22 protein-coding genes are annotated in these 21,618 nt (G+C 69.5%); 11 read left to right on the top strand and 11 right to left on the bottom strand.

The window, feature by feature from the left end; translation table 11 throughout:
* Positions 1-116: 116 nt before the first annotated feature.
* The 6 genes from NB3_RS36510 to NB3_RS05030 all read left to right on the top strand — a co-directional run bounded on the left by NB3_RS36510 (position 117) and on the right by NB3_RS05030 (position 6,991).
* Entirely contained in the window at positions 117-248 is a 132-nt protein-coding gene (locus tag NB3_RS36510) for a hypothetical protein (protein ID WP_280516566.1), read from the top strand.
* A 497-nt stretch (positions 249-745) separates the two neighbouring features.
* Positions 746-2,035, top strand: coding sequence for an isocitrate lyase (gene aceA / locus NB3_RS05010; RefSeq protein WP_067797205.1), 1,290 nt, complete (start codon positions 746-748; stop codon positions 2,033-2,035).
* A gap of 294 nt (positions 2,036-2,329) precedes the next feature.
* Entirely contained in the window at positions 2,330-3,199 is an 870-nt protein-coding gene (locus NB3_RS05015) for a 3-hydroxybutyryl-CoA dehydrogenase (protein WP_063017438.1), read from the top strand.
* Between the two features lie 390 nt (positions 3,200-3,589).
* Positions 3,590-5,896: a 5-methyltetrahydropteroyltriglutamate--homocysteine S-methyltransferase gene (gene metE, locus NB3_RS05020; protein WP_067797209.1), complete on the top strand. Its 2,307-nt coding sequence runs from the start codon at positions 3,590-3,592 to the stop codon at positions 5,894-5,896.
* A 106-nt stretch (positions 5,897-6,002) separates the two neighbouring features.
* The gene (locus NB3_RS05025; RefSeq protein ID WP_067797211.1) at positions 6,003-6,425 is read left to right on the top strand and encodes a VOC family protein; all 423 of its coding nucleotides are present in this window, start codon (positions 6,003-6,005) and stop codon (positions 6,423-6,425) included.
* A complete protein-coding gene (locus NB3_RS05030) occupies positions 6,425-6,991 on the top strand; it encodes a TetR/AcrR family transcriptional regulator (protein WP_067797213.1) in 567 nt (188 codons plus the stop codon). The genes NB3_RS05025 and NB3_RS05030 overlap by 1 nt, the downstream gene beginning before the upstream one ends.
* Here NB3_RS05030 and NB3_RS05035 read toward each other — a convergent pair.
* Together NB3_RS05035 and NB3_RS05040 are read right to left on the bottom strand one after the other, a co-directional pair.
* Positions 6,981-8,306, bottom strand: coding sequence for a tetratricopeptide repeat protein (locus tag NB3_RS05035; RefSeq protein WP_067797216.1), 1,326 nt, complete (start codon positions 8,304-8,306; stop codon positions 6,981-6,983). The two genes, NB3_RS05030 and NB3_RS05035, sit on opposite strands and share 11 nt — an antisense overlap.
* Positions 8,307-8,418: 112 nt before the next feature.
* Positions 8,419-8,982, bottom strand: a complete 564-nt coding sequence (locus NB3_RS05040; RefSeq protein WP_067797217.1) for a TetR/AcrR family transcriptional regulator — start codon at positions 8,980-8,982, stop codon at positions 8,419-8,421.
* A 123-nt stretch (positions 8,983-9,105) separates the two neighbouring features.
* Here NB3_RS05040 and NB3_RS05045 point away from each other — a divergent pair, with 123 nt between their 5' ends.
* The gene (locus tag NB3_RS05045) at positions 9,106-10,398 is read left to right on the top strand and encodes a phthiocerol/phthiodiolone dimycocerosyl transferase family protein (RefSeq protein WP_218020525.1); all 1,293 of its coding nucleotides are present in this window, start codon (positions 9,106-9,108) and stop codon (positions 10,396-10,398) included.
* Between the two features lie 127 nt (positions 10,399-10,525).
* Here NB3_RS05045 and NB3_RS05050 read toward each other — a convergent pair whose 3' ends face one another.
* The gene (locus NB3_RS05050) at positions 10,526-11,719 is read right to left on the bottom strand and encodes an AI-2E family transporter (RefSeq protein WP_067797223.1); all 1,194 of its coding nucleotides are present in this window, start codon (positions 11,717-11,719) and stop codon (positions 10,526-10,528) included.
* A 73-nt stretch (positions 11,720-11,792) separates the two neighbouring features.
* A complete protein-coding gene (locus NB3_RS05055) occupies positions 11,793-12,845 on the bottom strand; it encodes an NAD(P)-dependent alcohol dehydrogenase (protein ID WP_067797225.1) in 1,053 nt (350 codons plus the stop codon).
* A gap of 157 nt (positions 12,846-13,002) precedes the next feature.
* Between NB3_RS05055 and NB3_RS05060 the strand changes: the two genes are divergently transcribed.
* Positions 13,003-14,127, top strand: a complete 1,125-nt coding sequence (locus NB3_RS05060; protein WP_067797226.1) for a S1C family serine protease — start codon at positions 13,003-13,005, stop codon at positions 14,125-14,127.
* A gap of 6 nt (positions 14,128-14,133) precedes the next feature.
* Here the strand turns inward: NB3_RS05060 and NB3_RS05065 are convergent, their stop codons facing one another.
* The 3 genes from NB3_RS05065 to NB3_RS05075 form a co-directional block, all read right to left on the bottom strand.
* The gene (locus tag NB3_RS05065; RefSeq protein ID WP_371855877.1) at positions 14,134-14,697 is read right to left on the bottom strand and encodes a vitamin K epoxide reductase family protein; all 564 of its coding nucleotides are present in this window, start codon (positions 14,695-14,697) and stop codon (positions 14,134-14,136) included.
* Positions 14,697-15,476, bottom strand: a complete 780-nt coding sequence (locus NB3_RS05070; protein WP_067797229.1) for a DsbA family protein — start codon at positions 15,474-15,476, stop codon at positions 14,697-14,699. Before NB3_RS05070 ends, NB3_RS05065 begins: the two co-directional genes overlap by 1 nt.
* 179 nt (positions 15,477-15,655) lie before the next feature.
* A complete protein-coding gene (locus NB3_RS05075) occupies positions 15,656-16,231 on the bottom strand; it encodes a TetR-like C-terminal domain-containing protein (protein ID WP_067797240.1) in 576 nt (191 codons plus the stop codon).
* A 94-nt stretch (positions 16,232-16,325) separates the two neighbouring features.
* Between NB3_RS05075 and NB3_RS05080 the strand changes: the two genes are divergently transcribed.
* On the top strand, positions 16,326-17,663 hold the full coding sequence (locus tag NB3_RS05080; protein WP_067797242.1) for a carboxylesterase family protein: 1,338 nt from the start codon (positions 16,326-16,328) through the stop codon (positions 17,661-17,663).
* Between the two features lie 22 nt (positions 17,664-17,685).
* On the opposite strand, the gene NB3_RS05085 is transcribed toward NB3_RS05080, so the two are convergent.
* Genes NB3_RS05085 through NB3_RS05100 form a run of 4 tightly spaced genes read right to left on the bottom strand, consistent with a single transcriptional unit; the run spans position 17,686 to position 20,374 of the window.
* Positions 17,686-18,534: a polyphosphate kinase 2 family protein gene (locus NB3_RS05085; protein ID WP_067797244.1), complete on the bottom strand. Its 849-nt coding sequence runs from the start codon at positions 18,532-18,534 to the stop codon at positions 17,686-17,688.
* A gap of 27 nt (positions 18,535-18,561) precedes the next feature.
* Entirely contained in the window at positions 18,562-19,278 is a 717-nt protein-coding gene (locus NB3_RS05090; RefSeq protein ID WP_244891774.1) for an ESX secretion-associated protein EspG, read from the bottom strand.
* 5 nt (positions 19,279-19,283) lie between these two features.
* Positions 19,284-19,940, bottom strand: a complete 657-nt coding sequence (locus NB3_RS05095) for a hypothetical protein (RefSeq protein ID WP_244891775.1) — start codon at positions 19,938-19,940, stop codon at positions 19,284-19,286.
* A 41-nt stretch (positions 19,941-19,981) separates the two neighbouring features.
* Positions 19,982-20,374, bottom strand: a complete 393-nt coding sequence (locus tag NB3_RS05100; protein ID WP_067797248.1) for a hypothetical protein — start codon at positions 20,372-20,374, stop codon at positions 19,982-19,984.
* A 177-nt stretch (positions 20,375-20,551) separates the two neighbouring features.
* On the opposite strand from NB3_RS05100, the gene NB3_RS05105 reads away from it, so the two are divergent.
* A complete protein-coding gene (locus NB3_RS05105) occupies positions 20,552-21,280 on the top strand; it encodes a GntR family transcriptional regulator (protein WP_067797250.1) in 729 nt (242 codons plus the stop codon).
* Positions 21,281-21,341: 61 nt separating this feature from the next.
* Entirely contained in the window at positions 21,342-21,533 is a 192-nt protein-coding gene (locus NB3_RS05110) for a hypothetical protein (protein WP_067797253.1), read from the top strand.
* Positions 21,534-21,618: the final 85 nt, after the last annotated feature.

Below are 21,618 nucleotides of genomic sequence, written 5' to 3' on the forward strand. Positions count from 1 at the left end.
CCCGCCCGCGTAATCCCGCCCGTGCCCGTTGTTCCTTGCGGCCGGTGACCTGGCCGGAGGCGTGGACGTGTAGCCGACCGCGGCAAGCGTTCACGCTCGCTGACGCTCATCGCGCGATGCAGTTGCATCGCGACCACGACTGCCCCCGCAAGCGCGCCGCCTTCGCGGCATTGATCGCGGCCGGGCGCATCACGCCGGACTCCGCGCGAGGACACCGGCTATGGGGATGGTCCGAGGAATCCGACTGACGGCCTTCCTGGGGCGCAGGGCGGGGTGCCGAGCAGCGGGCATGGCGGGCAGCTGTGGAGCGCGCATGGCGGGCGGAGAGACACGCTCCGGGTTCGGAATCGAGGAAGCCGGGCGATCGCAGCCGGTGATCGACGCGTGGCATGGACCACACCGGTTCTGTGAAGGTCCTCACAGTTGGGAATGGCGGAGCCGGGGTAAGGGGGGCCGCCCGCCGATCGCTAACAGTACGAGCGTTACGCTAAAACCCCACGTCAGAGCTACCAGCTAGTAGATTGCATCGCTGCAATTCGAGGGCAAATTTTGCAGGGTTAGCAAAGGGGGTGGAAAACCTAGCTTAGATTCACACTAACAACAGGTAGACGGCTATTTCTTCGTGTGCCATCGTGTGGAAGTACACCCCAAGGGCCTAGCAAGCCTGCAAATCGCCGCTCCAGCAGTACGAGCTGTTTCGTAGCTCGACCGGGCGGCGGCACCGAACGAAGAAGTGGAGTCACAGATGTCGACCACCGGCACCCCGAGGACCGCCGCGGAAATCCAGAAGGATTGGGACACCAACCCGCGCTGGAAGGGCGTCACCCGTAACTACACCGCGGAGCAGGTGTCGAAGCTCCAGGGCACCGTCGTCGAGGAGCACACCCTCGCCCGCCGCGGCTCGGAGATCCTGTGGGATCTCGTCAACAACGAGGACTACATCAACTCCCTCGGCGCCCTCACCGGCAACCAGGCGGTCCAGCAGGTCCGCGCCGGTCTGAAGGCCATCTACCTGTCGGGTTGGCAGGTCGCCGGTGACGCGAACCTCTCCGGCCACACCTACCCCGACCAGTCGCTGTACCCGGCCAACTCGGTTCCGGCCGTGGTCCGCCGCATCAACAACGCGCTGCTGCGCGCCGACGAGATCGCCAAGATCGAGAACGACACCTCCGTGTCGAACTGGCTGGCCCCGATCGTCGCCGACGCCGAGGCCGGCTTCGGTGGCGCGCTGAACGCCTACGAGCTGCAGAAGGCCATGATCGCCTCCGGCGCCGCCGGTGTGCACTGGGAGGACCAGCTGGCCTCCGAGAAGAAGTGCGGCCACCTGGGCGGCAAGGTGCTGATCCCGACCCAGCAGCACATCCGCACCCTGACCTCCGCGCGTCTGGCCGCCGACGTCGCCGACGTGCCGTCGGTGATCATCGCCCGCACCGACGCCGAGGCCGCCACCCTGATCACCTCGGACGTGGACGAGCGCGACCGTGAGTTCCTGGACGGCACCCGCACCCCCGAGGGCTTCTTCGGTGTGAAGAACGGCATCGAGCCCTGCATCGCGCGTGCCAAGGCCTACGCCCCCTACGCCGACCTGATCTGGATGGAGACCGGCGTGCCGGACCTCGAGGTCGCGCGCAAGTTCGCCGAGGCCGTCCGTGGCGAGTTCCCGGACCAGCTGCTGGCCTACAACTGCTCGCCGTCCTTCAACTGGAAGGCCCACCTGGACGACGCGACCATCGCGAAGTTCCAGCGTGAGCTCGGCGCGATGGGCTTCAAGTTCCAGTTCATCACCCTGGCCGGCTTCCACTCGCTCAACTACGGCATGTTCGACCTGGCCTACGGCTACGCCCGCGAGGGCATGACCGCCTTCGTCGACCTGCAGGAGCGCGAGTTCAAGGCCGCCGCCGAGCGTGGCTTCACCGCCATCAAGCACCAGCGTGAGGTCGGCGCGGGCTACTTCGACACCATCGCCACCACCGTCGACCCGAACACCTCGACGGCCGCGCTGAAGGGCTCGACCGAAGAGGGTCAGTTCCACTGAGTCGACAGGCCGCGCCCCTGGCGCGGCTGGTCGAATGCCCCGCGCGTCGCCGACCGCGCAGAACGCGACGCGCGGGCATTCGAAACACATCAGGTGCTTGCCGAGGGAAGTGAGGTTCCCGACGTGAAGACCGACATTCCTCTACTCCGGTAGGGGTGTACTGCCCTCCCCGCTGAACAGCCCCGGCGGGGAGGGCATCCCTATACCTTGGACCATCGAAGGACGCGCTCACACCGGAGCGAAACCTTCGCAGACCAGCCACCCCAGAGCCAGACAACCCAGCAGGAGCGGGACGTGAGCAGCGAAAAGATCCAACGCGTCGGCATCATCGGCGCCGGCCAGATGGGCGCCGGAATCGCGGAGGTGTGTGCGAGGGCGCACGTCGACGTACTGGTGTACGAGCAGACCCGGGAACTGGCCGCGGCGGGCCGCGCGCGCATCCTGCGTTCCCTCGATCGCGGCGTGAGCAGCGGCAAGATCACCGAGCGCGAGCGCGAGCAGGCCGCATGGCGCCTGCGGTTCACCTCCGACCTGGGCGACTTCGCCGACCGCCAGCTGGTGGTCGAGGCGGTGCTCGAGGACGAGAAGGTGAAGACGAGCATCTTCGCCGAACTCGACAAGGTCGTCACCGACCCCTCGGCCGTGCTGGCTTCCAACACCTCCTCCATCCCGATCATGAAGATCGCGGTCGCCACGGCGAACCCCGAGCGCGTGGTCGGCATGCACTTCTTCAACCCCGTCCCGGTGCTGCCGCTGGTCGAGTTGGTCACCACGCTGAAGACGAGCGAGTCGGTCTCCGCGCGGGCCGAGGCTTTCGCCGGTGACGTGCTCGGCAAGCAGGTCGTGCGTTCGGCCGACCGCTCCGGTTTCGTCGTCAACGCGCTGCTGGTGCCGTACCTGCTCTCGGCGATCCGCATGGTGGAGTCCGGTTTCGCCACCAAGGAGGACGTCGACAAGGCGATGGTGCTCGGCTGCGCCCACCCGATGGGCCCGCTGGCGCTGACCGACCTGGTCGGCCTGGACACCGTGAAGTCCATCGCCGACTCCATGTACGGCGAATTCAAAGAGCCGCTGTACTCGGCCCCTCCGCTGCTGATGCGCATGGTGGAGGCGGGTCTGCTCGGCAAGAAGACCGGCGCGGGCTTCTACCAGTACCGGGCTTGATTCGCAGCGCCTGCGGCGCTGCGTGTTCGCGGCCCCTGGAAGTCTCGCGTCCGAGCGTCCGCTGCTCGCGCCTGCGGCGCATGCGCAACGGACACTCGGACGCGAGACGGGCCGCGAACGGTGCTCGTAAGACTCGCACCCGACGGGGCAGGGAAGGCGAGCACCAAAGGATCGACGGATGCGACGGCTCGCGGGTGCTGGGAAAGCCACCGCCCGACCTCGACGCGGAGCCGACCAGATCGGTGTCGCCGAGCCGGTGACGGCATTCGGCATAAGCTGCAACAGCCGGGCAATGGCGACGGTTCGGCTGGGTATCCGGAGCGCAGCGCCGGATCGATCCGTCGATCCCGGCAAGGGCCGCGCAGGTGATCGAAAGAAGGTATCCCGCTCATGGTGAACGTGACCGACGGCTACGGGTCGAGCATCCTCGGCTATCCCAGGATCGGGCCGCACCGCGAGCTCAAGCGGGCGCTGGAGGCCTACTGGCACGGTTCGCTCGAGCGCGACGAGCTGCTCGCGGTCGGCCGGGAGATCCAGGAGACCCAGTTCAACGAGCTGGCCGCCACCGGATTGACCCAGGTGCCCGGCAACACCTTCTCGTTCTACGACCACGTGCTCGACAACGCGCTGCTGTTCGGCGCGGTGCCCAAGCGGTTCGAGCCGTATCGCGACGGCCTGCATCCACTGGACTTCTACTTCCTGATGGCGCGCGGCCGTCCGGACCTGCCGCCGCTGGAACTGGTCCGGTTCTTCGGCACCAACTATCACTACCGCCAGCCGGAAGTGGACGCCGACACCGAGTTCTCGCTGCACCCGGAGGCGCTGCTCGACGAATTCGACCGCGCGAAGGCGGTGGGCATCGAACTGCGGCCGGTGGTCATCGGCCCGGTGTCGCTGCTGCTGCTGTCCAAGGCCGGGCACATCCCCGGCGAGTCCGGCGGATTCGACACGCTGAGCCTGCTGGACAAGCTGCTGCCGGTCTACGAGGAACTCTTCGAGATCCTCGCCAAGCGCGGCGCCACCTGCGTGCAGCTGGACGAGCCCGCGTTCACCAGCGAGCGCACTCCCGCGGAACTGGCCGCGTTCGAGTCGGCCTATCAGCGGCTCGGCAAGGCCCCGCTGCGCCCGCGCATCCTGGTCACCGGACAGTACGGTGACTTCGGCGAGGCGCTGACCATCCTCGCGAGCACGAACATCGAGGCGATCGGCCTCGACCTCGCCAGCCACCGGATGCGCCCGGAGGATCTCGCGCAGGTGCCTGGCATCCGCCGCAAGCGCCTGTACGCGGGCGTGATCAGCGGACGCAACGTCTGGCGCGCCGACCGCTACGTCACGCTGGAGTACCTCAACGAGCTGGCGCAGGTGTGCCCGGATCTCGTCGTCTCGACCGGCACCACGCTGCTGCACGTGCCCTACGACCTGCTGGTCGAATACGACCTCGACGGGCACGTCGCCGACCGCCTTGCGTTCGCGAAACAGAAGGTGGGCGAGGTGGTTTCGCTCGCGAAGGCGCTCACCGAAGGCCCGTCGGACAAGTGGCGCAAGCGGCCGACGGAGGTGCATTTCAAGCAGAAGCACGCTGTGCGGCAGCGGGTCTACGCCATCACCTCCGACATGCGTTCGCGGGAGCCCTACGAGGTGCGCCGCGAAGCCCAGCAGCGCAAGCTGAACCTGCCGCCGGTGCCCGCCACCACGCTCGGCTCCTTCCCGCAGACCGCCCGCATCCGCCAGGCGCGCTACGACCTCGGCCAGGGCCGGTTGTCCTACGAGGAGTACCGCAAGCGCATCGAAGCCGAGATCGAGGCGACCATCCGGTTGCAGGAAGACATCGGCCTGGACGTGCTGGTGCACGGCGAGCACGAGCGCAACGACATGATCCAGTACTTCGCCGAGCTGCTCGACGGTTTCGCGACCACCCACTTCGGCTGGGTGCAGGTGTACGGCTCCCGCTGCGTGCGGCCGCCGATCATCTACGGCGACGTCTCGCGGCCCGCGCCGATGTCGGTGGACTGGATCACCTACGCGCAGTCGCTCACCGACAAGCCGGTCAAGGGCATGGTCACCGGACCGGTCACCATGCTCGCCCGTTCCTTCGTCCGGCAGGACCAGCCTCTGCACGAGACCGCCGACCAGGTGGCGCTCGCCATCCGCGACGAGGTGGTGGATCTGGAGAAGGCGGGCATCGCGATCATCCAGGTCGACGAGCCCGCGATCCGGGAGATGCTGCCGCTGCGCCCTGAGGGCCGCGCCGAGTACCTGCGCTGGGCGATCGGCGCGTTCCGTCTGGCTACGTCCGGGGTGCGGGCGGAGACGCAGATCCACACGCACATCGGGTATTCCGGCCGCGCCGAGGTGGTCGAGGCGATCGAAGAACTGGACGCCGATGTCACGGCCATCGTCGCGACGCGCTCGATCGACTGGGTGCTGCGGGCGCTGAAGGAGGACTGCGCCACCGGTCACGGACTCAGCCACGGCGTCGGTCCCGGCGTGTACGAAAGCCGGTCCGCGCGCATCCCGGACATCGACGAGCTGGACGAATTGCTCACCGCGGCAGCCGAAGCGGTGACGCCACAGCGGTTGTGGGCAAATCCGGACGGCGGCCTGAAGACCCGGCACTACTGGCAGCTCGAGCCGTCGCTGCGCAACCTGGTCGCGGCGGCGCGCCGCATCCGCAGGCGCGTTGAGGCCGCCGAGTGAGCTGAACAGAACGCGCCGAGGGCCGTCTTCGTTCGATCGAACGGGGACGGCCCTCGGCATTTGTTCGGCCGCTATTTCAGTACAGTTCGTACTGTATCGTTGAAGTATGGACACCGATGACAGCTGGCCGGACTCCCTGCGCGTCGCTCAGGTTCGCATCGCGCGCCCGACCGACAGGCTCGACGAGGTGGTGCGGTTCTATGTCGAGGGGCTGGGCCTGCGCGAGCTCTACCGCTTCCACGACCACGCGGGCTACGACGGGGTGATGCTCGGATTGCCAGGAGCCGGGTACCACCTGGAATTCACCACGCATGCGCACGGCAGCCCCGGCGACGCGCCCAGCCGGGAGAATCTGCTGGTGCTCTACTTCGCGGGCGAGTCGCACATGTACGACGTCGCACAGCGGCTCGGTGAGTTCGGCGTCGAACCGGTGGAGGCGGAGAATCCCTTCTGGGCCGCCAACGGAGGCTTGACCTTTCCCGACCCGGACGGCTGGCGTGTTGTCCTGATGCCGCGCCCGGTGTTCTGATGGCGGGACGAACCCGTGACGACCGCATCGACACCGCGGTGCTCGCCGCCGCGCGCGAACTGCTCGACGAGGTGGGATACGCGGACTTGTCCATCGGCCAGGTCGCGGCGAGGGCGGGCCTGCACCGCCCGGCGATCTACCGCAGATGGCCGTCGAAGCGGCACCTGGTGGTGGACGTGGTCGCCGGACTGCTCGGCCTGCGACCGACCCCCGACACCGGCGACCTGCGCGCCGACCTGACCGGCGCCATGCGGGATCTGGTTGTGGCGCTGCGCGATACGTCGCTGCACCGGGTGCTGCCCGCGCTGGTCGCCGACCTGGCCGGTGACGAGCGGTTGCGCGCCCATTTCCTGGCCACCGTCTTCGAACCGCGGCGGCGGACCACCGCGACGGCGTTGCGCTCGGCCATCGCGCGCGGCGAAGTGGACCCTGGCATCGATCTGGATTTCGTGCTGGACGCGGTCGCCGCGCCGATCTACTACCGGGCGTTGTTCGGGCACCTGCCGCTCACCGACGAACTCGCCGAGCAGTCGGTCGCGGCGGTGCTGCGCGCGGTCAGCCGCTGACGGCGGGCAGCGTGCTGAGTGTCGCGAGCACCTCGGTCGCGGCGTCGGCCACCGCGGCGACCTCGGCCATGGCCAGCGCGGCCGCCGTGGCGGCACGCACGCGCGGCAGCAGCGCCAAGCACGCAGCGGCGGCCGCGCGGTCGGCCGAGGTCAGCTCGGCGTCGTCCTCGGCGGCGGATTGCCATGCGGCGGTGGCGATCACCTCGTGCAGCCAGTTGAGCAGTTCCAGGCGCAGCGGTTGCGGCTCGCGCAGCCAGGCGCGGGCGTAGGTCACGTCGGTGCGCTCGTGCAGCAGTGCGCCGAGCACCACCTCGGCGGCGGGCGCGGTGACCGAGTAGATCGAACCTTGGTGCAGCACCGCGGAATACAGGAAGACGATGCCGCGCGCCTGCTCCTCGACGGCCGCGCTGACCAGGTCGGCGAGCATGGCGGGGGCATCGCTCGCCGACCCGTGGGCGTGCGCCAGCCCGGCCCAGTCCGTCTCGCGCAGCACGGTTGCCGCGCGTTCGTGGTAGATCGGCGCGAGCGCGGCCGCCGCCCGGACGCGAGCTTCCGCATCGGTCGAGTCGAGGGCGCGCTGGAAGGCAGCCAACGCCACGTCCGGCTCGCCGAGCTGGTCACTGAACACCCCGATGTCGAAACTGGCCCGCGCGGCCACGGCGGGATCGTCCGATTCGGCCAACGACCGGCTGACCTCCCTCGCCCCCGCCAGATCGCCTGCCTCGCTCAGGTGCTGGACCAGATCCCCCGCGACGATGAGCGACTGCTCCGCCGGCCAGCCGTCGATGACGGTGCGGTAGGCGGCTTTGACGCCGTCCAGGTCGTCGGCGGTGCGCAGGAGGTAGGCCAGGTTGGACAGGGCGAGCCGGGCGATGTCGCCGGGGCCCGCGTCGATCGCGTGCTGGTAGGCCGCGCGCGCCGAGTCCGCGTCCCCGCGCTTGGCGCGCGAATAACCGAGATTGATCCAGGCCCGCGGCGCCGCGTCGGGATGGCCCGATTCGGCGGCGCGCTCGTACATCGCTTCGGCCGCCGCGGTGTCGCCGCGCTCGGCCAGCAGCAGGCCGAGGTTGTAGGCCGCGCGCGGCGCCGCGTCCTCGTGTCCCGAATCGACCGCGACGTGGTACGCGCCTTCCGCGGCCGGTTTGTCACCCGCCGCGCTGAGCAGTCCGCCCAGTTCCGCGGCGGCCAACGGCGCCCAGTTCGGATGGCCGGAGGCGATGGCGATCTGGAACGCCTCGCGCGCGGCCGCCAGGTCGTTGCGCCTGCGGTGCATCTTGCCGAGGTCGAAGGCCAGGTCCGGCGGCCGCTTCAGCATTGTTCCCATCCAGCCTCGGCACCGAGTGGTGCGATCCTTTTCCGAGAAGTTCTACATCGGCGGGCGACCCGTGGCTACCCAAGGCGTGGGATACGCCGGGACGGCGTGCGGCTCAGTCGCCGATTTCGGTTGCGAGGGCGCGCAATCCGGCGATCACCTCGTCGGGTGACGGGGCGTGTTCCGGATCGACCAGCCACTGGGCCATGAGGCCGCCGATCAACGCGTGCAGCACAGCGCCGACGGCGCGGTCGGTCGCCACGCCTCGGGTCGGGCCGAACAGCTGCCAGAGCTGCTCGCGGGCGTGCTCCTCCGCGATCGCCAGTTCGGCGCGCACCTCGGGGGAGTGCAGCGCCTGCGCCATGCCTTCGATATTCGCCGACCAGAGCGGACGGTCCTCGGTGAACGACGCGATGAGGGTGCGCCAGAAGGCTTCCAGGCGCGACGCGGGCGTCTCGGCCTCGCCCTGCGGCAGCGCCGCCGCGATCCGCTGCACCGCCTCCGCGCTCGATTCGATCATCGCCTGGTTGAGCAGTTTGTCCCTGGTGCCGAAGTGGTAGTTGATGGCGGCCAGATTGCTGCCGGAGGCGGCGACTATCTCGCGCACGGTCGTGCGTGCGTAGCCGCGCTCGGCCAAGCACTGCTTGGCCGCGGCGAGAAGGTCTTCGCGGGTTCCCACTCCAGCACCTTAGCAAGTGGGCATACGGGTGTTTATGACGATCGTTTCAAACCTTTGTATGTGACAAGCGTTTGAAACGTGCGTATGTTGGCATCGTCGTCCCCTGGAGAGAAGAACGAGATGATGACCGAGCAACGCCCCGTTTCCCCTTTCGAAAGCAGTTACTTCGGCGCCGACCGCAGAATCGGCAGCATCCCGGTGGGCGGCATGCCGCTGTTCATCGGTTCCACCGTGCGCGGCGGCCTCGACGTGTCCGCGCTACGCCGCGTGCTCGCCGACTTGGCGGCCGCGCATCCGCTCCTGCGCAGCGAACAGGTCGACGTCGAGGGAGCGCGATGCTTCCGGCGCGACGACTCCTACCGGCCCCGCTTGACGATCACCGAGGGCGGCGAGCCGGAGTACCTGGATCTGGTGAACAGCCGGCAGGACTGGACCGCAGGGCTGTTCCACGCGCATCTCCTGCGCGACGGCGAGCACGAGCGGATCGTGCTGGCCATCCACCACGGAATCGCCGACGGCAGATCCGCTTTCGCGCTGCTCGCGGAATTGTGGGAGCGGTACACCGCCCAGGTGACGGGTGCGCCCGCCCCGCACGCGAATCCGGATCAGAGCTTGCCCGAGGCGATGGACACCAGGCTGGCCCGCATCGTCTCCCCCGAGGAGGTCGCCGGGCTGCTCGACGTGTTACGCGCGGGCGCGGAAATGATGACCTCGGATCTCACGCCGCGACAGCTGCCCCCTCTCGGTGACGGCGCGCACCGACCGAACCGGTTGACGTTGGACCGAATCGAGTTGGACGACATCGAGACCGCCGCGGTGATCGCCGCCGCCCGAGTCCACGGCGTCTCGGTGAACAGCCTCGTCGCGGGTGCGGCATTCGCCGCCTTCCGTGCCCGGCTGGAGCCGTCGGCGGGAGCGCTGCCGATGGTCTGCGGTCACGCGGTCGACATCCGGGCGAATCTCGTGCCGCCGCTGCCCGCGAGCACCGTGCTCAATTGTGTATCGGGGGTGGGAACATTCGCGCTCGTCGAAGCGGACGCCGACCCGATCGTGCTGGCACACGCGGTGGCCACGGGCATGCACGCCTCGGTCGAGCGCAAGGAGGCGCTGCTGATGATGCTCGCCACCCAGCGGGTCGTCGACCCGGCGACCGCTGCACTGCTCTCGGCGCCGCCTACCTTCGCCATCTCGAACATCGGTCGTGTGCCCGCCCTTTCGATCCCGCCGCGGCTACGGATCGTCCGCAATGACGTCTTCGCCATGACGGCGGGCATGCCGCCGAAACTCACCGTGTTCACCATCGGCGACCGGATGACCATCCAGGTGGAATACGACACCGCACGGCACAGCCCGGCGCAGCTGGGCGCAGTGCGCCAGGCGCTGATCCGGACGTTGGCCACGGTCCGCGCAGCCTAGCTATGCGGCCCGGCGCACTCCACGGACAGCTCATGACTCCAGTGGATCACTCGGGGCGCGCCCGGTCGGGGCCATTTCGACCGGATCATCCGAACGCCCCGGCGTGCGTCGTTTCGCCCCGGCCGTGTCAGTCCGGACGGTCGTGACGGCCCGCGAAACGCAGCGTCAACTGTCTGGCGAACTTCCGGCGGCGCTTGGGTGAGCCCGCCCGGCTGTCGATCTCGGCCTCCACCTCCGCCGGGACGTCGTAGCGGCGGATGTACGCGCCGGCGAACGCCTGCACCGTCGCGGTCACCGGGATGGCGAGCAGCGCGCCCGTCGCGCCGAGTAGCGCCGCGCCGGCCAGCACCGCCCCGAACGCGACGGCCGGGTGCATGTCCAGGGTGGTGGCGGTGATGCGCGGTTGCAGCACGTAGTTCTCGAACTGCTGGTAGAGCACGATGAAGCCGAGAATCCACAGCGCGGTGCTCGGCCCGTGCACCAGACCCACGATCACCGGGAGCGCACCGGCGAGATACGTGCCGACCGTGGGGATGAACTGGGAGACCACGCCGACCCACAACGCGAGGGCGAATGCCGACGGCACGTCCAGCACCCGCAGCATGACGTAGTGCGCGAGCGTGGACGCGAGCGCGAGCAGCCCGCGGGAATAGATGTAGCCGCCGGTCTTGTCCACCGCGAGGTCCCAGGCGCGCAGCACATGACGCTGCCGCCGTGGCGGGAGCAGCGAGCAGACGGCGGCGCGGATGCGAGGCCCGTCGGCGGCGAAATAGTAGGTGAACAGCAGGATGCCGAGACCCTGGAAGAGCGCGCCGAGTGCCGCCGTGCCGATGCCCCAGACATTGCCCGCCAACCCGGTGAGATAGCCCTCGAGGGTCGAGCTCCAGTCGGTGGCGTACTTCTGGATGTCCGTGCTGGACAGATCCTTGTGGAAGGTGTGGTTGATCCAGTCCACGCCCCGGTCGGCGTATTCGGGCGCGTGCTGCACCAACGTGGTGACCTGCTCCACCAGCAGCGCACCGAGCGTCCAGAAGAAGGCGACGACGAGGGCGGTCAGGCCGAGGAACACCAACCCGGTCGCGGGGCCGCGCCGCATGCCGCGCCGCGCCAGCGAATTCACCGCCGGTTCGATCGCGAAGGCCAGGAACAGGGAGACGAGCAGAATCGTCAGCAGGCTCCGCAGTCGCTCCAGCACCCAGAAGGCGGCCAGCAACCCGGTGATCGTCGCCGCGGCGAGCAGGAACGCCCGTGGCAGCCACGGCGGCATGCCGGGTGCGGCGATGGCCGGTTGTCGCGTCTCGTCTTCGTCCTCCGCAGACACAAGGCCAAGGTACCCACGCCGCGAGCGGTTCGCGGCTCGACACCGTTCGGCCGCGCCGGTACGGCGAGCGGGCTCACATGGTGGAGACGTCGATGACGAACCGGTAGCGCACGTCGCTGGCCACGACCCGGTCGTAGGCGCCGTCGATCTCGTCGGCGGCGATCAGCTCGATCTCCGCGCCGATGCCGTGCTCGGCGCAGAAGTTCAGCATCTCCTGGGTCTGCGCGATCCCGCCGATCATCGAGCCGGCCAGCGAGCGGCGGTACGCGGCGAGGTTGAACGGCTTGACGCTCATCGGGTGCTCGGGCAGGCCGAGGATCACCAGGGTGCCGTCCAGGTTCAGCAGGCGCAGGTAGTCGTCGATCGGAAGGTTCGCCGACACCGTGTTGAGGATCAGGTCGAACCGGCCGCGCAGCTCGCGGAAGGTCTGCTTGTCGCTGGTGGCGTAGTAGCCGGTCGCGCCGAAGAGCTTGCCGTCGTCCTGTTTGCTCAGCGAGTGGCTCAGCACGGTGACCTCGGCGCCCATCGCGGCCGCGATCTTCACCCCCACGTGGCCGAGCCCGCCCATGCCGATGATGGCGACCTTCTTGCCCGGCCCGGCGCCCCAGTGCCGCAGCGGCGAGTACAGCGTGACGCCCGCGCACAGCAACGGCGCCGCGACGTCGAGGCCGATGCCGTCGGGAATGGCGACCACGAAGTTCTCGGTCACCACGATCTGCGTCGAGTAGCCGCCGAGGGTGTGCCCCCGGGGCTCAACCGCCGGGTCGACCGGGGTGTTGTAGGTCATGGTCGCGCCCGCGGTGCAGTACTGCTCCTCGTCGGCGAGGCACGGCGCGCAGACACCGCAGGAATCGACCATGCAACCGACGCCGACGCGATCGCCGACCCGATGCTTGGTCACCGCGGATCCGACCGCGGCGACCACGCCCGCGATCTCGTGTCCGGGCACGCAGGGGTAGCGGGTGCCGCCCCACTCGTCGCGCGCGGTGTGGATGTCGGAATGGCAGATACCCGCGAACTTGACGTCGATCAGCACGTCGCGCGGGCCCAGGTCCCTGCGCTGGATCGTGACCTTCTCGAACGAGCCATCGGGGGTGGACAGGGCGTAGGCGGCGGCAGTGCTCATGAGGACATGCCTACCGTCGCATGGGTGCGGTTGCCAACTGTGACACGGAAAAGACACGCTCACGGGCCGTTTTTCCGGCGGGCTGCCCGGTTCGATGATCTTCGGCGCGCGCAGCGGCGACAATGGATTCGGGAGGTTCGGCCGAGGCGGGAGAGCCATGGACGAAGAACGGCAGCAGTGGATCGGGGCGCGGCGCGCGCCGGGCGGTGGCCGGGTGTTCGTGCTGGTCGTCACGCTCATGCTCATGGTCGCGGCGTTCCTCGGATATCGCGGCGATCTGCAGGTCCGCGACCGGCCCGGTCCCGCGGGGACGGCGGCGTCGGTGGTGTTCGCTCCCCCCGACCCGCTCGACGCGGGCGTGGTCACCGCGGCGGTGCGGCCTGCGCTGGTCAACATCAACGCCTCGGCCGACCGATCCGGGCCGGGCGCGGCGGGGTCCGGCATCGTCCTCACCGCCGACGGCGAGGTGCTCACCAGCCACCACGTGGTCAAGGGCGCGGACACGGTGACCGCCACCGACGTCGGCAACGGCAAGGCCTACGACGCGGTGGTGCTCGGCTACGACGCCGACGCCGACATCGCCCTGCTCGACCTGTCGGCGGCCGACGGGCTGCCGACCGCGACCATCGGCAGTTCGGGCGCGTTGCGGCTGCGCGAGGAGGTCCTCGCCATCGGCAACGCCGGCGGCACCGGCGGCACGCCCACCGCGGTGCACGGCCCGCTCACCGACCTGGACAGCGCCATCGTGGCGATCAACGCCGCCGATCTGTCGCGCAAAGCGCTCAACGGGATGCTGGAGGTGGCGGCGGCGGTCACGCCGGGACAGTCCGGCGGAGCCCTGGTCGATCACAAGGCGTCGGTCGTCGGCGTGATCGCCGCGGCGTCGGGCGACGGTGCGCGCGCCGCGGACCATCCGGCGAACGGCTACGCGGTGCCGATCGACGCAGCGATGCGAGTGGTCCAGCAGATTCGTTCGGGAACCCCCACCGACACCGTGCACATCGGGCCGACGGCCACGCTCGGCGTGCTTGTCTCCAACGCGCTGCCCGCGGGGACCGGAGCCCGCGTGGACATGGCGATCTACGGCATGCCCGCCTACGCCGCCGGTCTGGCCGCGGGGGACGTGATCACCTCGCTCGACGGCCACACCGTCACCAGCGCTCAGTCGCTGCGCACCGCGCTGAACCGGCGCAAGCCCGACGAGACCGTCCGATTGGGCGTCACCGGCGCAGGCGGCGCCCGCACCGTGCCGGTGGCGCTGGTCGCGGGGCCGCCGAACTGATCCGGCTCAGACCAGCGACAGCCAGTAGTCCTGGAAGCGCAGGAACACCAGCACCAGCACGATCGCGAAGAACAGCGCGACGATCGTCCACCGCCACTCGGCGAGCACGCCGAGCGGTCCGCGCGAGTGCCCCCACAGCTGGTCGGTGCTCACCGCGAGCAGCGGCGTGATGATCACCCAGACCACCATGCAGTACGGGCACAGCGCGTTGATCCGGTACAGGCTCTGGAAGATCAGCCAGCAGACGAACGCGACCCCGAGCAGGGTGCCCAGCCACACCCCGCCCCACACCCAGCGCGGGAAGCCGACCCCGGCCACCGACAGCACGCCCAGCGTGACGACGACCGAGAACCCCACGATGCCCATCAGCGGGTTCGGGAACCCGAAAACCGCGGCCTGATCGGTCACCATCACCGACCCGCAGGACAGGATCGGGTTGATGCTGCACGACGGCGTGTAACCGGGATCGGTGAACAGCTTGAACCGTTCCACGGTCAGCGCCACCGCGGCCAGCCAGCCGGCCAGCCCGCCGATCAACAGGACCCACGCGGCCCGGGGCCCCGCGGCGATCACTGGCCCGCGGCGGCGCTGATCACGGGTGCGAGGCCGCCTGCGCCGAAGATCTGCTGGCTGGACTCGACCTTCTTGCCGTTCACGAACACCGACGGGGTGGACTGGATGCCGCTGTCCAGCACTTCCTTGGTGCGGGCCTGGACGTACTTGTCGTACTTGTGGTCGGTGATGCACTGGGCGACCGCGTCGTCGGTGTAGCCCGCGCTCTTGGCGATCTGGACGAGCTGATCGTCGGTCAGGCCCGCGCCGCCCTCCGGGGGCTGCTGGGCGTACATCGTCTTCAGCCAGGCCTGGTACTTCGACGGGTCGGCCTCGGCGACGCAGTAGGAGGCGTTGGCCGCGCGCGAGGAGTAGCGCGTGGTGGACGCCTTGTCCAGGAAGGCGATCACGTTGTACTCGACGACCGCGGTGCCGCTGGCGACCGCGTCCTCGAGCGCCTGCCCGTTCGCCGCCTCGAACGCCTTGCAGGCGGGGCACTGCAGATCGGCGACGACCCGCACGGTGACCTTCGCGTCCGGCTTGCCGACGCGGACAGCGCCGTTGTCGGTGATCGAGGCGGGCACGGCGCCCGCGTTCGCGGTGCCGGTCGCGGCGATGGACGGGGTGGGTCCGGGATCGTCCTTGCGGTTCTTCTTCACCGCGATGCCGATGCCGATCGCCGCGATCAGCGCGACGAGCACGGCGGCGACGGCCACCTGGATCAAGATCTTGCGGTTGCGGTCGGCGCGTTCCGCCGCCAGCAGCGGGTTCGACTTCCCACCCTGGTTCTTGCTCACCGTGCGCTCACCACGCCTTTCGCTCGCCGGACGGTTTTCCTGCCGCCACGATCGTAGATCCGCCGACCATCTACCCGGGTGATCGGCCCACAGCCGTCATCATCGTCGGCGTACCTGAGAGATTCCGAAATATCCGGCCCGCCGCCGCAGATCCCGATTCGGCCGTGGCCCGCGCCCGGTCAGCGCGGCATGATGCCCATGAGCACGAGCGCGACGGCGTCGCGCGCCAGATCCGGCGGCAGCTCGCCGTCGAACTGTGTGACGTACAGGTGGACCAGTCCGCCGAGGGCCAGCATGGTCAGCCGGGGATCAACGGTCGCCGCCACGTCGCCGCGCGTGATGGCGCGCCGGACGATCTCTTCGGACGACGACAGCCGCCGGACCCAGAATTCACGCCGGATCGCCTCGACGCCCGGATCGGATTCGACGAGCACGCTGCCGCGGATCATGGCTCGGCCGGACGGCGTGCGTGCGAAACGAATGAGATCGGTCGTGAACCGCTCCAGATCGCCGCGCAACGACCCGGTGTCGGGTAGCGGGATCTCTTCGGCCACCCGGGACAGCAGGGCGTCCAGCAGCAACCGGGGCAGCGTCTTCCAGCGGCGGTAGATCGATGTCTCGTGCACGCCCGCGTCGGCGGCGACGTCGGCGACCCGCACGGCGCCGATGCCCGAAGACTCGATCCTGGCCAGGGTCGCGTCGAGCACGGCTTCGCGCAGACGCGCGCCGCGGATCTGTGCGGGGGGCTCACTCACCGGACGATTATCGCAAGTCTTCTTGCATTATGCGGTGGCGGTTCCTAGTCTCATGCTTATCGCAAGTCGACTTGCGATAGAAGGTGAGAGCGGTATGGACGAGGTGATCGCGCCCTCGGGGCGCTGGCGTGGCGAAGCGCGTGGCGAGGTCGCGGTGTTCCGTGGCATCCGCTACGCGCGAGCCGAGCGATTCGGTGCGCCTGAGCCGGTCCCGCCGCCCGAGGGGGTGTACGACGCGACGCGCCGCTCCGCGATCGCGCCGCAGCTGCCGGGACGGCTCGAGAGTGTGATGGGGCGGGCCGAGCCGCTCGAGCAGTCGGAGGACTGCCTCGCGGTCACCGTCACCGCACCCGTCGCGGCCGAGCCGGGCGGACGTCCGGTGCTGGTGTGGTTGCACGGTGGCGCCTATCTGGCGGGCAGCGGGCAGTGGAACCTGTACGACGCGGTCCGGTTCGTGGGCGAGACGGGCGTCGTCGTCGTGTCGGTGAGCTACCGGCTCGGCGTGCTGGGTTATCTCCGCGCCCCGGGCGTGTCGGCGGGGAACCTCGGTTTGCTCGACCAGATCGCGGCGCTGCGGTGGGTACGCGACCACATCGCCGAATTCGGCGGCGATCCGGAGCGCGTCACCGTGGCGGGACAGTCCGCGGGCGGACAGTCGGTCGTCGCCCTGCTGGGGATCGCGACGGCACGGTCGCTGTTCGCCGGGGCGGTCGTGCAGAGCGCGCCCTTCGGCATCGGATTCCACAGCCACCGGCGGGCCGAGCGGGTGGGAGCGATGTTCCTCGCCGAACTCGACGCCGATCCCCGCACCGCCTCCCTGCCCGAACTGCTCGCCGCGCAGGGACGCACGGTTCGCCGGTGCGCCGGGCCCGGCGCGGTGAATTCGGCGCCGCCCTTCTTGCCCGTGGCCGATGCGGGACCCCTGCCGGACGAGCACGCCTGGCGAGAAGCGGTGCGCACCGGCGCCACCGGTCTGCCGGTCCTCCTCGGCTGCACGGCAGAAGAGGCGCGAGCCTTCTACGGCGGCCCGCATCCGGTCTTCGGCAGGCTCCGGCGGCTACCGGTGCTCGGCGCCCGGCTCGACTCGGCGGCACAGCGGCTGGTCGGGCGGAAGGCGTTCGAGGACGGCCTGTTCCGATTCGCCGGCGAACTGGCCGATGCCGGGGCACGCGTGTACTGCTACCGCATGGGACAACTGCACCCGGACAATCCGTACGGCGCGTGCCACTGCATCGATCTGCCGCTGCTGTTCGCCGACGGCGACACCTGGCGCGCCGCCCCGATGCTCGCGCCGTTGACCCCGGCGGAGATCGACGAGCTCGGCGTCGGAATTCGCGGCTACTGGGGGGAATTCGCGCGCGAAGGCCGGATCGCCGACACCGGCTGGACGCCGTACCGGCCGGCTTCGCCTTTCGTCCGGCACTTGCCATGAGCGCTCGTGCCGCCGATGCGCGCTATGCCCGTGCCAAGCGTCGCTTCTGGAGTTCGACGTCGAAGGTCGGCGGGGGCCAGTCGAGATCCAACTGCTCGAGTGCCGCGATCAGCAGTTCGGTGACGGCGAGGCGGGAGTACCACTTGCGATCGGATGGCACGACGTGCCACGGCGCGTACCCGGTGGAGGTGCGGTCCAGCATCGCCTGGTACGCGTCCTGGTACGCGGGCCAGAACGCGCGCTCGTCGATGTCGGACGGATCGAATTTCCAGAACTTGTCCGCGCGTTCCAGTCGCTCGGCCAGGCGCCGCTTCTGTTCGTCGAGCGAGACGAACATGGCCACCTTCACCAGCGAGGTGCCCTCGTCCACCAGTTCCCGTTCGAACGCGTTGATCTCGTCGTAGCGCGGCTCCCACACCGTCGGCGGCACCAGATTGTGCACCCGCACCACCAGCACGTCCTCGTAGTGCGAGCGATCGAACACACCGAGCTGACCCGCGCGCGGCAGCGCCTTGCGGATGCGCCACAGATAGTGATGGCGGCTCTCCTCCGGCGTCGGCACGCCGAACGCCGCGTGGTCGACGCCCTGCGGGTCGACCGAGCCGATGACGTGCCGGACGATGCCGCCCTTGCCCGCGGTGTCCATGCCCTGCAGAACCAGCAGCACGTTGCGCCGGTCGCCACCGGCCCGGCCGTTGGCGTACAGCTTCTCTTGCAGATCCGACAGCACGCGGGCGCGTTCGGCGAGCTGGGCGATGCCTTCCTTCTTACCGCCGCTGAATCCCGGCGTCCCGGAGGTGTCCAACTCGGCCACACGCAAGCCGTCGGCTCGCAGAGCCTCGGTAGGCGACACCGTCCACTGCTTCGGCATGGCTCAACAGTAGTTGTCGCGCCCGCGTCACACCTGCGCGAGCCGCAGCAGCTGCGTGGCGAACTCCTCGTCGGACACCGGGGTGAGGACGAGATCGTGCGCGGTGGTGAGCAAGTAGCGGCCGTCGCCGGTGAAGTCCAGCCAGGTGCGATGGCGGGTGGGCGGTGACATCGGGTTCTCCGGCTCCACCGTGACGGTGATGAAGCCACGCCCGTCCACCGGCTTGCGCAGGACTTGGCGGAACTTCGCCGCGCCGCGATGACCATTGGTGACGAACGGCTCGGTGCGATCCGCATCCAGCACGGCGTCCTGCGGCTCGCGCATCGGGGCGAGCCTGCCCGGCCGCCCCGGACCGATGATCTGTACCAGGCGTTCGCCCACGGCACGGGCGTGGCACATCTGTACGCTCACCCGCTCCGGTGTGGCGACCAGAATGCTCGCGTGGTTGTGCACCACGGCGGCGAACGCGAGAATCCGCTCGGACTCGGCGCCGTCGCCGTTGCGCGCGAGTGCCGTGCGTTCGCCGGAGACGGTGATGGTGGTCGCGTCGTTGCGCGCGCAGAGCATCAGCGCGGCGGCCAGATCCGGGTCGGCTTGGCGGGCGAAACGCTGCGGCAGGCGGAGGGCGTGGTGTTCGGACTCGGTCCGCGCCGTCGCCGATGGGACCATGTTGACCGGGTAGGGCCTGCGGTCCAGGCTCGTTTCGTTCGTCCAGACATGCGTGAATTCGTCCGGGGTGAGCACCCATTTCACCGTGCGCCGCCTCCGCGGACGGAATCCGGATCGCCGGGTGCGGTGTCGAAATCTTCGTGCGGCCGGGGGAAGCGGGGAACGCGGTCGCCGGTGGCGGGCATGGTCGGGGTGTAGACGTACGTCATCGTGTCCCGGACATCCGCCTCGATGTCTGCCGCCGCACTATCGTGTTCCATCCTACGTTTTCCACCGTAAACCGCTTCGGCGACCGGGTCCGCCAGCGGCCGATACCGCTGCGGCGGCGCGATCGCGCCCCGGACCGTCTGCGCGGCATCGCTATTCAACTCCATCAGCCGGGCGACCGCCCGGCACACGTCGTGCACGTCTTCGCCCGCGCGGACGAACTGCCTGGTCGCGCCGACGGCGGCGTCGGCTGCCCGGCCCGACCAGCGCGCGAACTCGCGGTTGGTGGCGTCGGAGAAGGCTTGGAACGCGTCGGCCACCGCGGTCGCGTTGGCCTGCCACGCCGCGGCGATGCGGCCGAGCGCCGCCGGGTCGAGCGCTTCGTGCACCAGATCCCAGATCTGCTGGTGGGTATAGGCGCCGAACAGTTCCCGATCCGGTGCATAGGCGGGATCGGTCGCGTCGTCGGTGAATCGGGCCAGTTCCTGCCGGATGCCGTCGGCGGCTGCGCGTGCCGCGGGGTCTGCCATCCGTCGTCCCCCTCAGTCGGTCCCGGCGCGCGGGTGCGCGCTCACCGGGGCTCCAGATATTCGGCGACCAGCCGCAACGCGGCCTGATTCGCCGCCTCCGCGTCGGCCAGCCGGTTGGCCGCGGCGAGATACGCGGCCTTGAACAGCAGCGCCGTTTCCTGGAACGCGGCAAGGGTGTCCAGGTATTGCCGTCCCTTCGCGGCGAATCCGCGGGTGAGGCCGTGTCCGGTGGGCAGATCGGGAAAACCGGTCACGTCGGTGACGAGGTATTCGCCGGCCATCGCGCGGCCGAGATCGTCGACCAGTTGGTCGCACGCGGCGGCGAGATTCTCCGCGACCGCGGTGTCCAGTTCGAACCTCTCGCCCCCGCCGGCGCCGATGGCCGCCGCGTACAGCTCGCGCGCCGCCCCCTGCCCGGTGTCGGGTACCGCCACGTGGAAGCCCCCTTCCGCTCGGTCCTGTTCGTACCGCGCTGTACTGGAGTCGCACTTTACCGGGCGGTTCAGCGCGGCGGACGGCCTCGGTAGGAGCTTGTGCGCGTGCCCCGGCGCCCGGCTCCGCCGTTGTTACACTGACCAGCGGTCCGAGGGGCGGTGTGGGGAAGGCGACCGGTGGCCGGAAGCGATGGGATAGTCCCGAAATATCTACAGATCTCCGAGCATTTGCGGGAACTGATCGAGCGTGGGGAACTGGCGCCCGGCGCCGAGGTGCCGTCGGAGCGCGAACTCGCCGCGAGCTGGAAGGTGGCAAGGCCGACCGCGGCCAAGGCGCTGAACATGTTGCGCCAGCAGGGAATCGTCGCATCCCGTCGTGGGTCGGGCACCTATGTGGCCGAGCGTCCGGCGTTGCTGCGGGAGAGCGCGCCCCGATACGGGCCCGCGCCCGAGAGTGAATCGGTGACCGTGCTGGGAGCCGAAATGCTGGAAGGACCGCGGGATGTCACCGAAACGCTCGGCCTTCCCGTGCCGAGTGCGGTGTTCACGCTGAAACTGCTGTGCGAGAACAGTTCTGGAGCCGAGCGGCTGGTCACCTGTTGGTATCCGGGTCAGTTCGCCGAGGGTGCGCCTTCCACCGATCCGGGTGCAATCGCGCGCTCTCTGGAAGACGCGATCTCCCGCGCCGCCGTCGTCGTGCGCGAGAGTGTCGGCGCACGGCTGGCCGCGGAGGACGAACGGCGTCTTCTCGCGCTGCCGGATCCGGCGGCGGTGCTGGTCGTGCACCGCGTCGTTCTGGACGGGCGCGGCGTCGCGCTGGAGTACCGCGAGACCGTCCACCCACCCGGACGCCCGACCGTGACGCGCGAGTATCCGGCCAGGTCAGCGGCCGATTTCCGCCGTTGACACCCCCGCGGCGCAACTGGCATAGTCCACTTGTCGGGAGTGGTGAAGGGCGGGAGGGGCGATGTCCGATCAGTTGACCGTCGGCGGCTGGGTGGTCGTGGGGGAGCAGTGCTCGGTCCGCTTGGCCCCGGTACCGCGCGACGACTTGGTGGCTTTCGTCTTCGAAAGCAGTGGAACCGAATTCGAATTGGCGCTGGCCCCCGCGATCCTGCATCGCATGCTCGACCTCGGCAACGCTGCGCCCGCGCCGTGACTCGGTTCGGCGGACGGCCCTTACGCGTGCCCTGGTTCGCGGGCAGTCGGCCCACAGGTCATGTCTGCGCCGGCGAGTTGATTTC

Origin of the sequence: Nocardia beijingensis NBRC 16342 (assembly GCF_001612785.1) — a bacterium.
GTDB classification, from domain to species: Bacteria; Actinomycetota; Actinomycetes; order Mycobacteriales; family Mycobacteriaceae; genus Nocardia; species Nocardia beijingensis.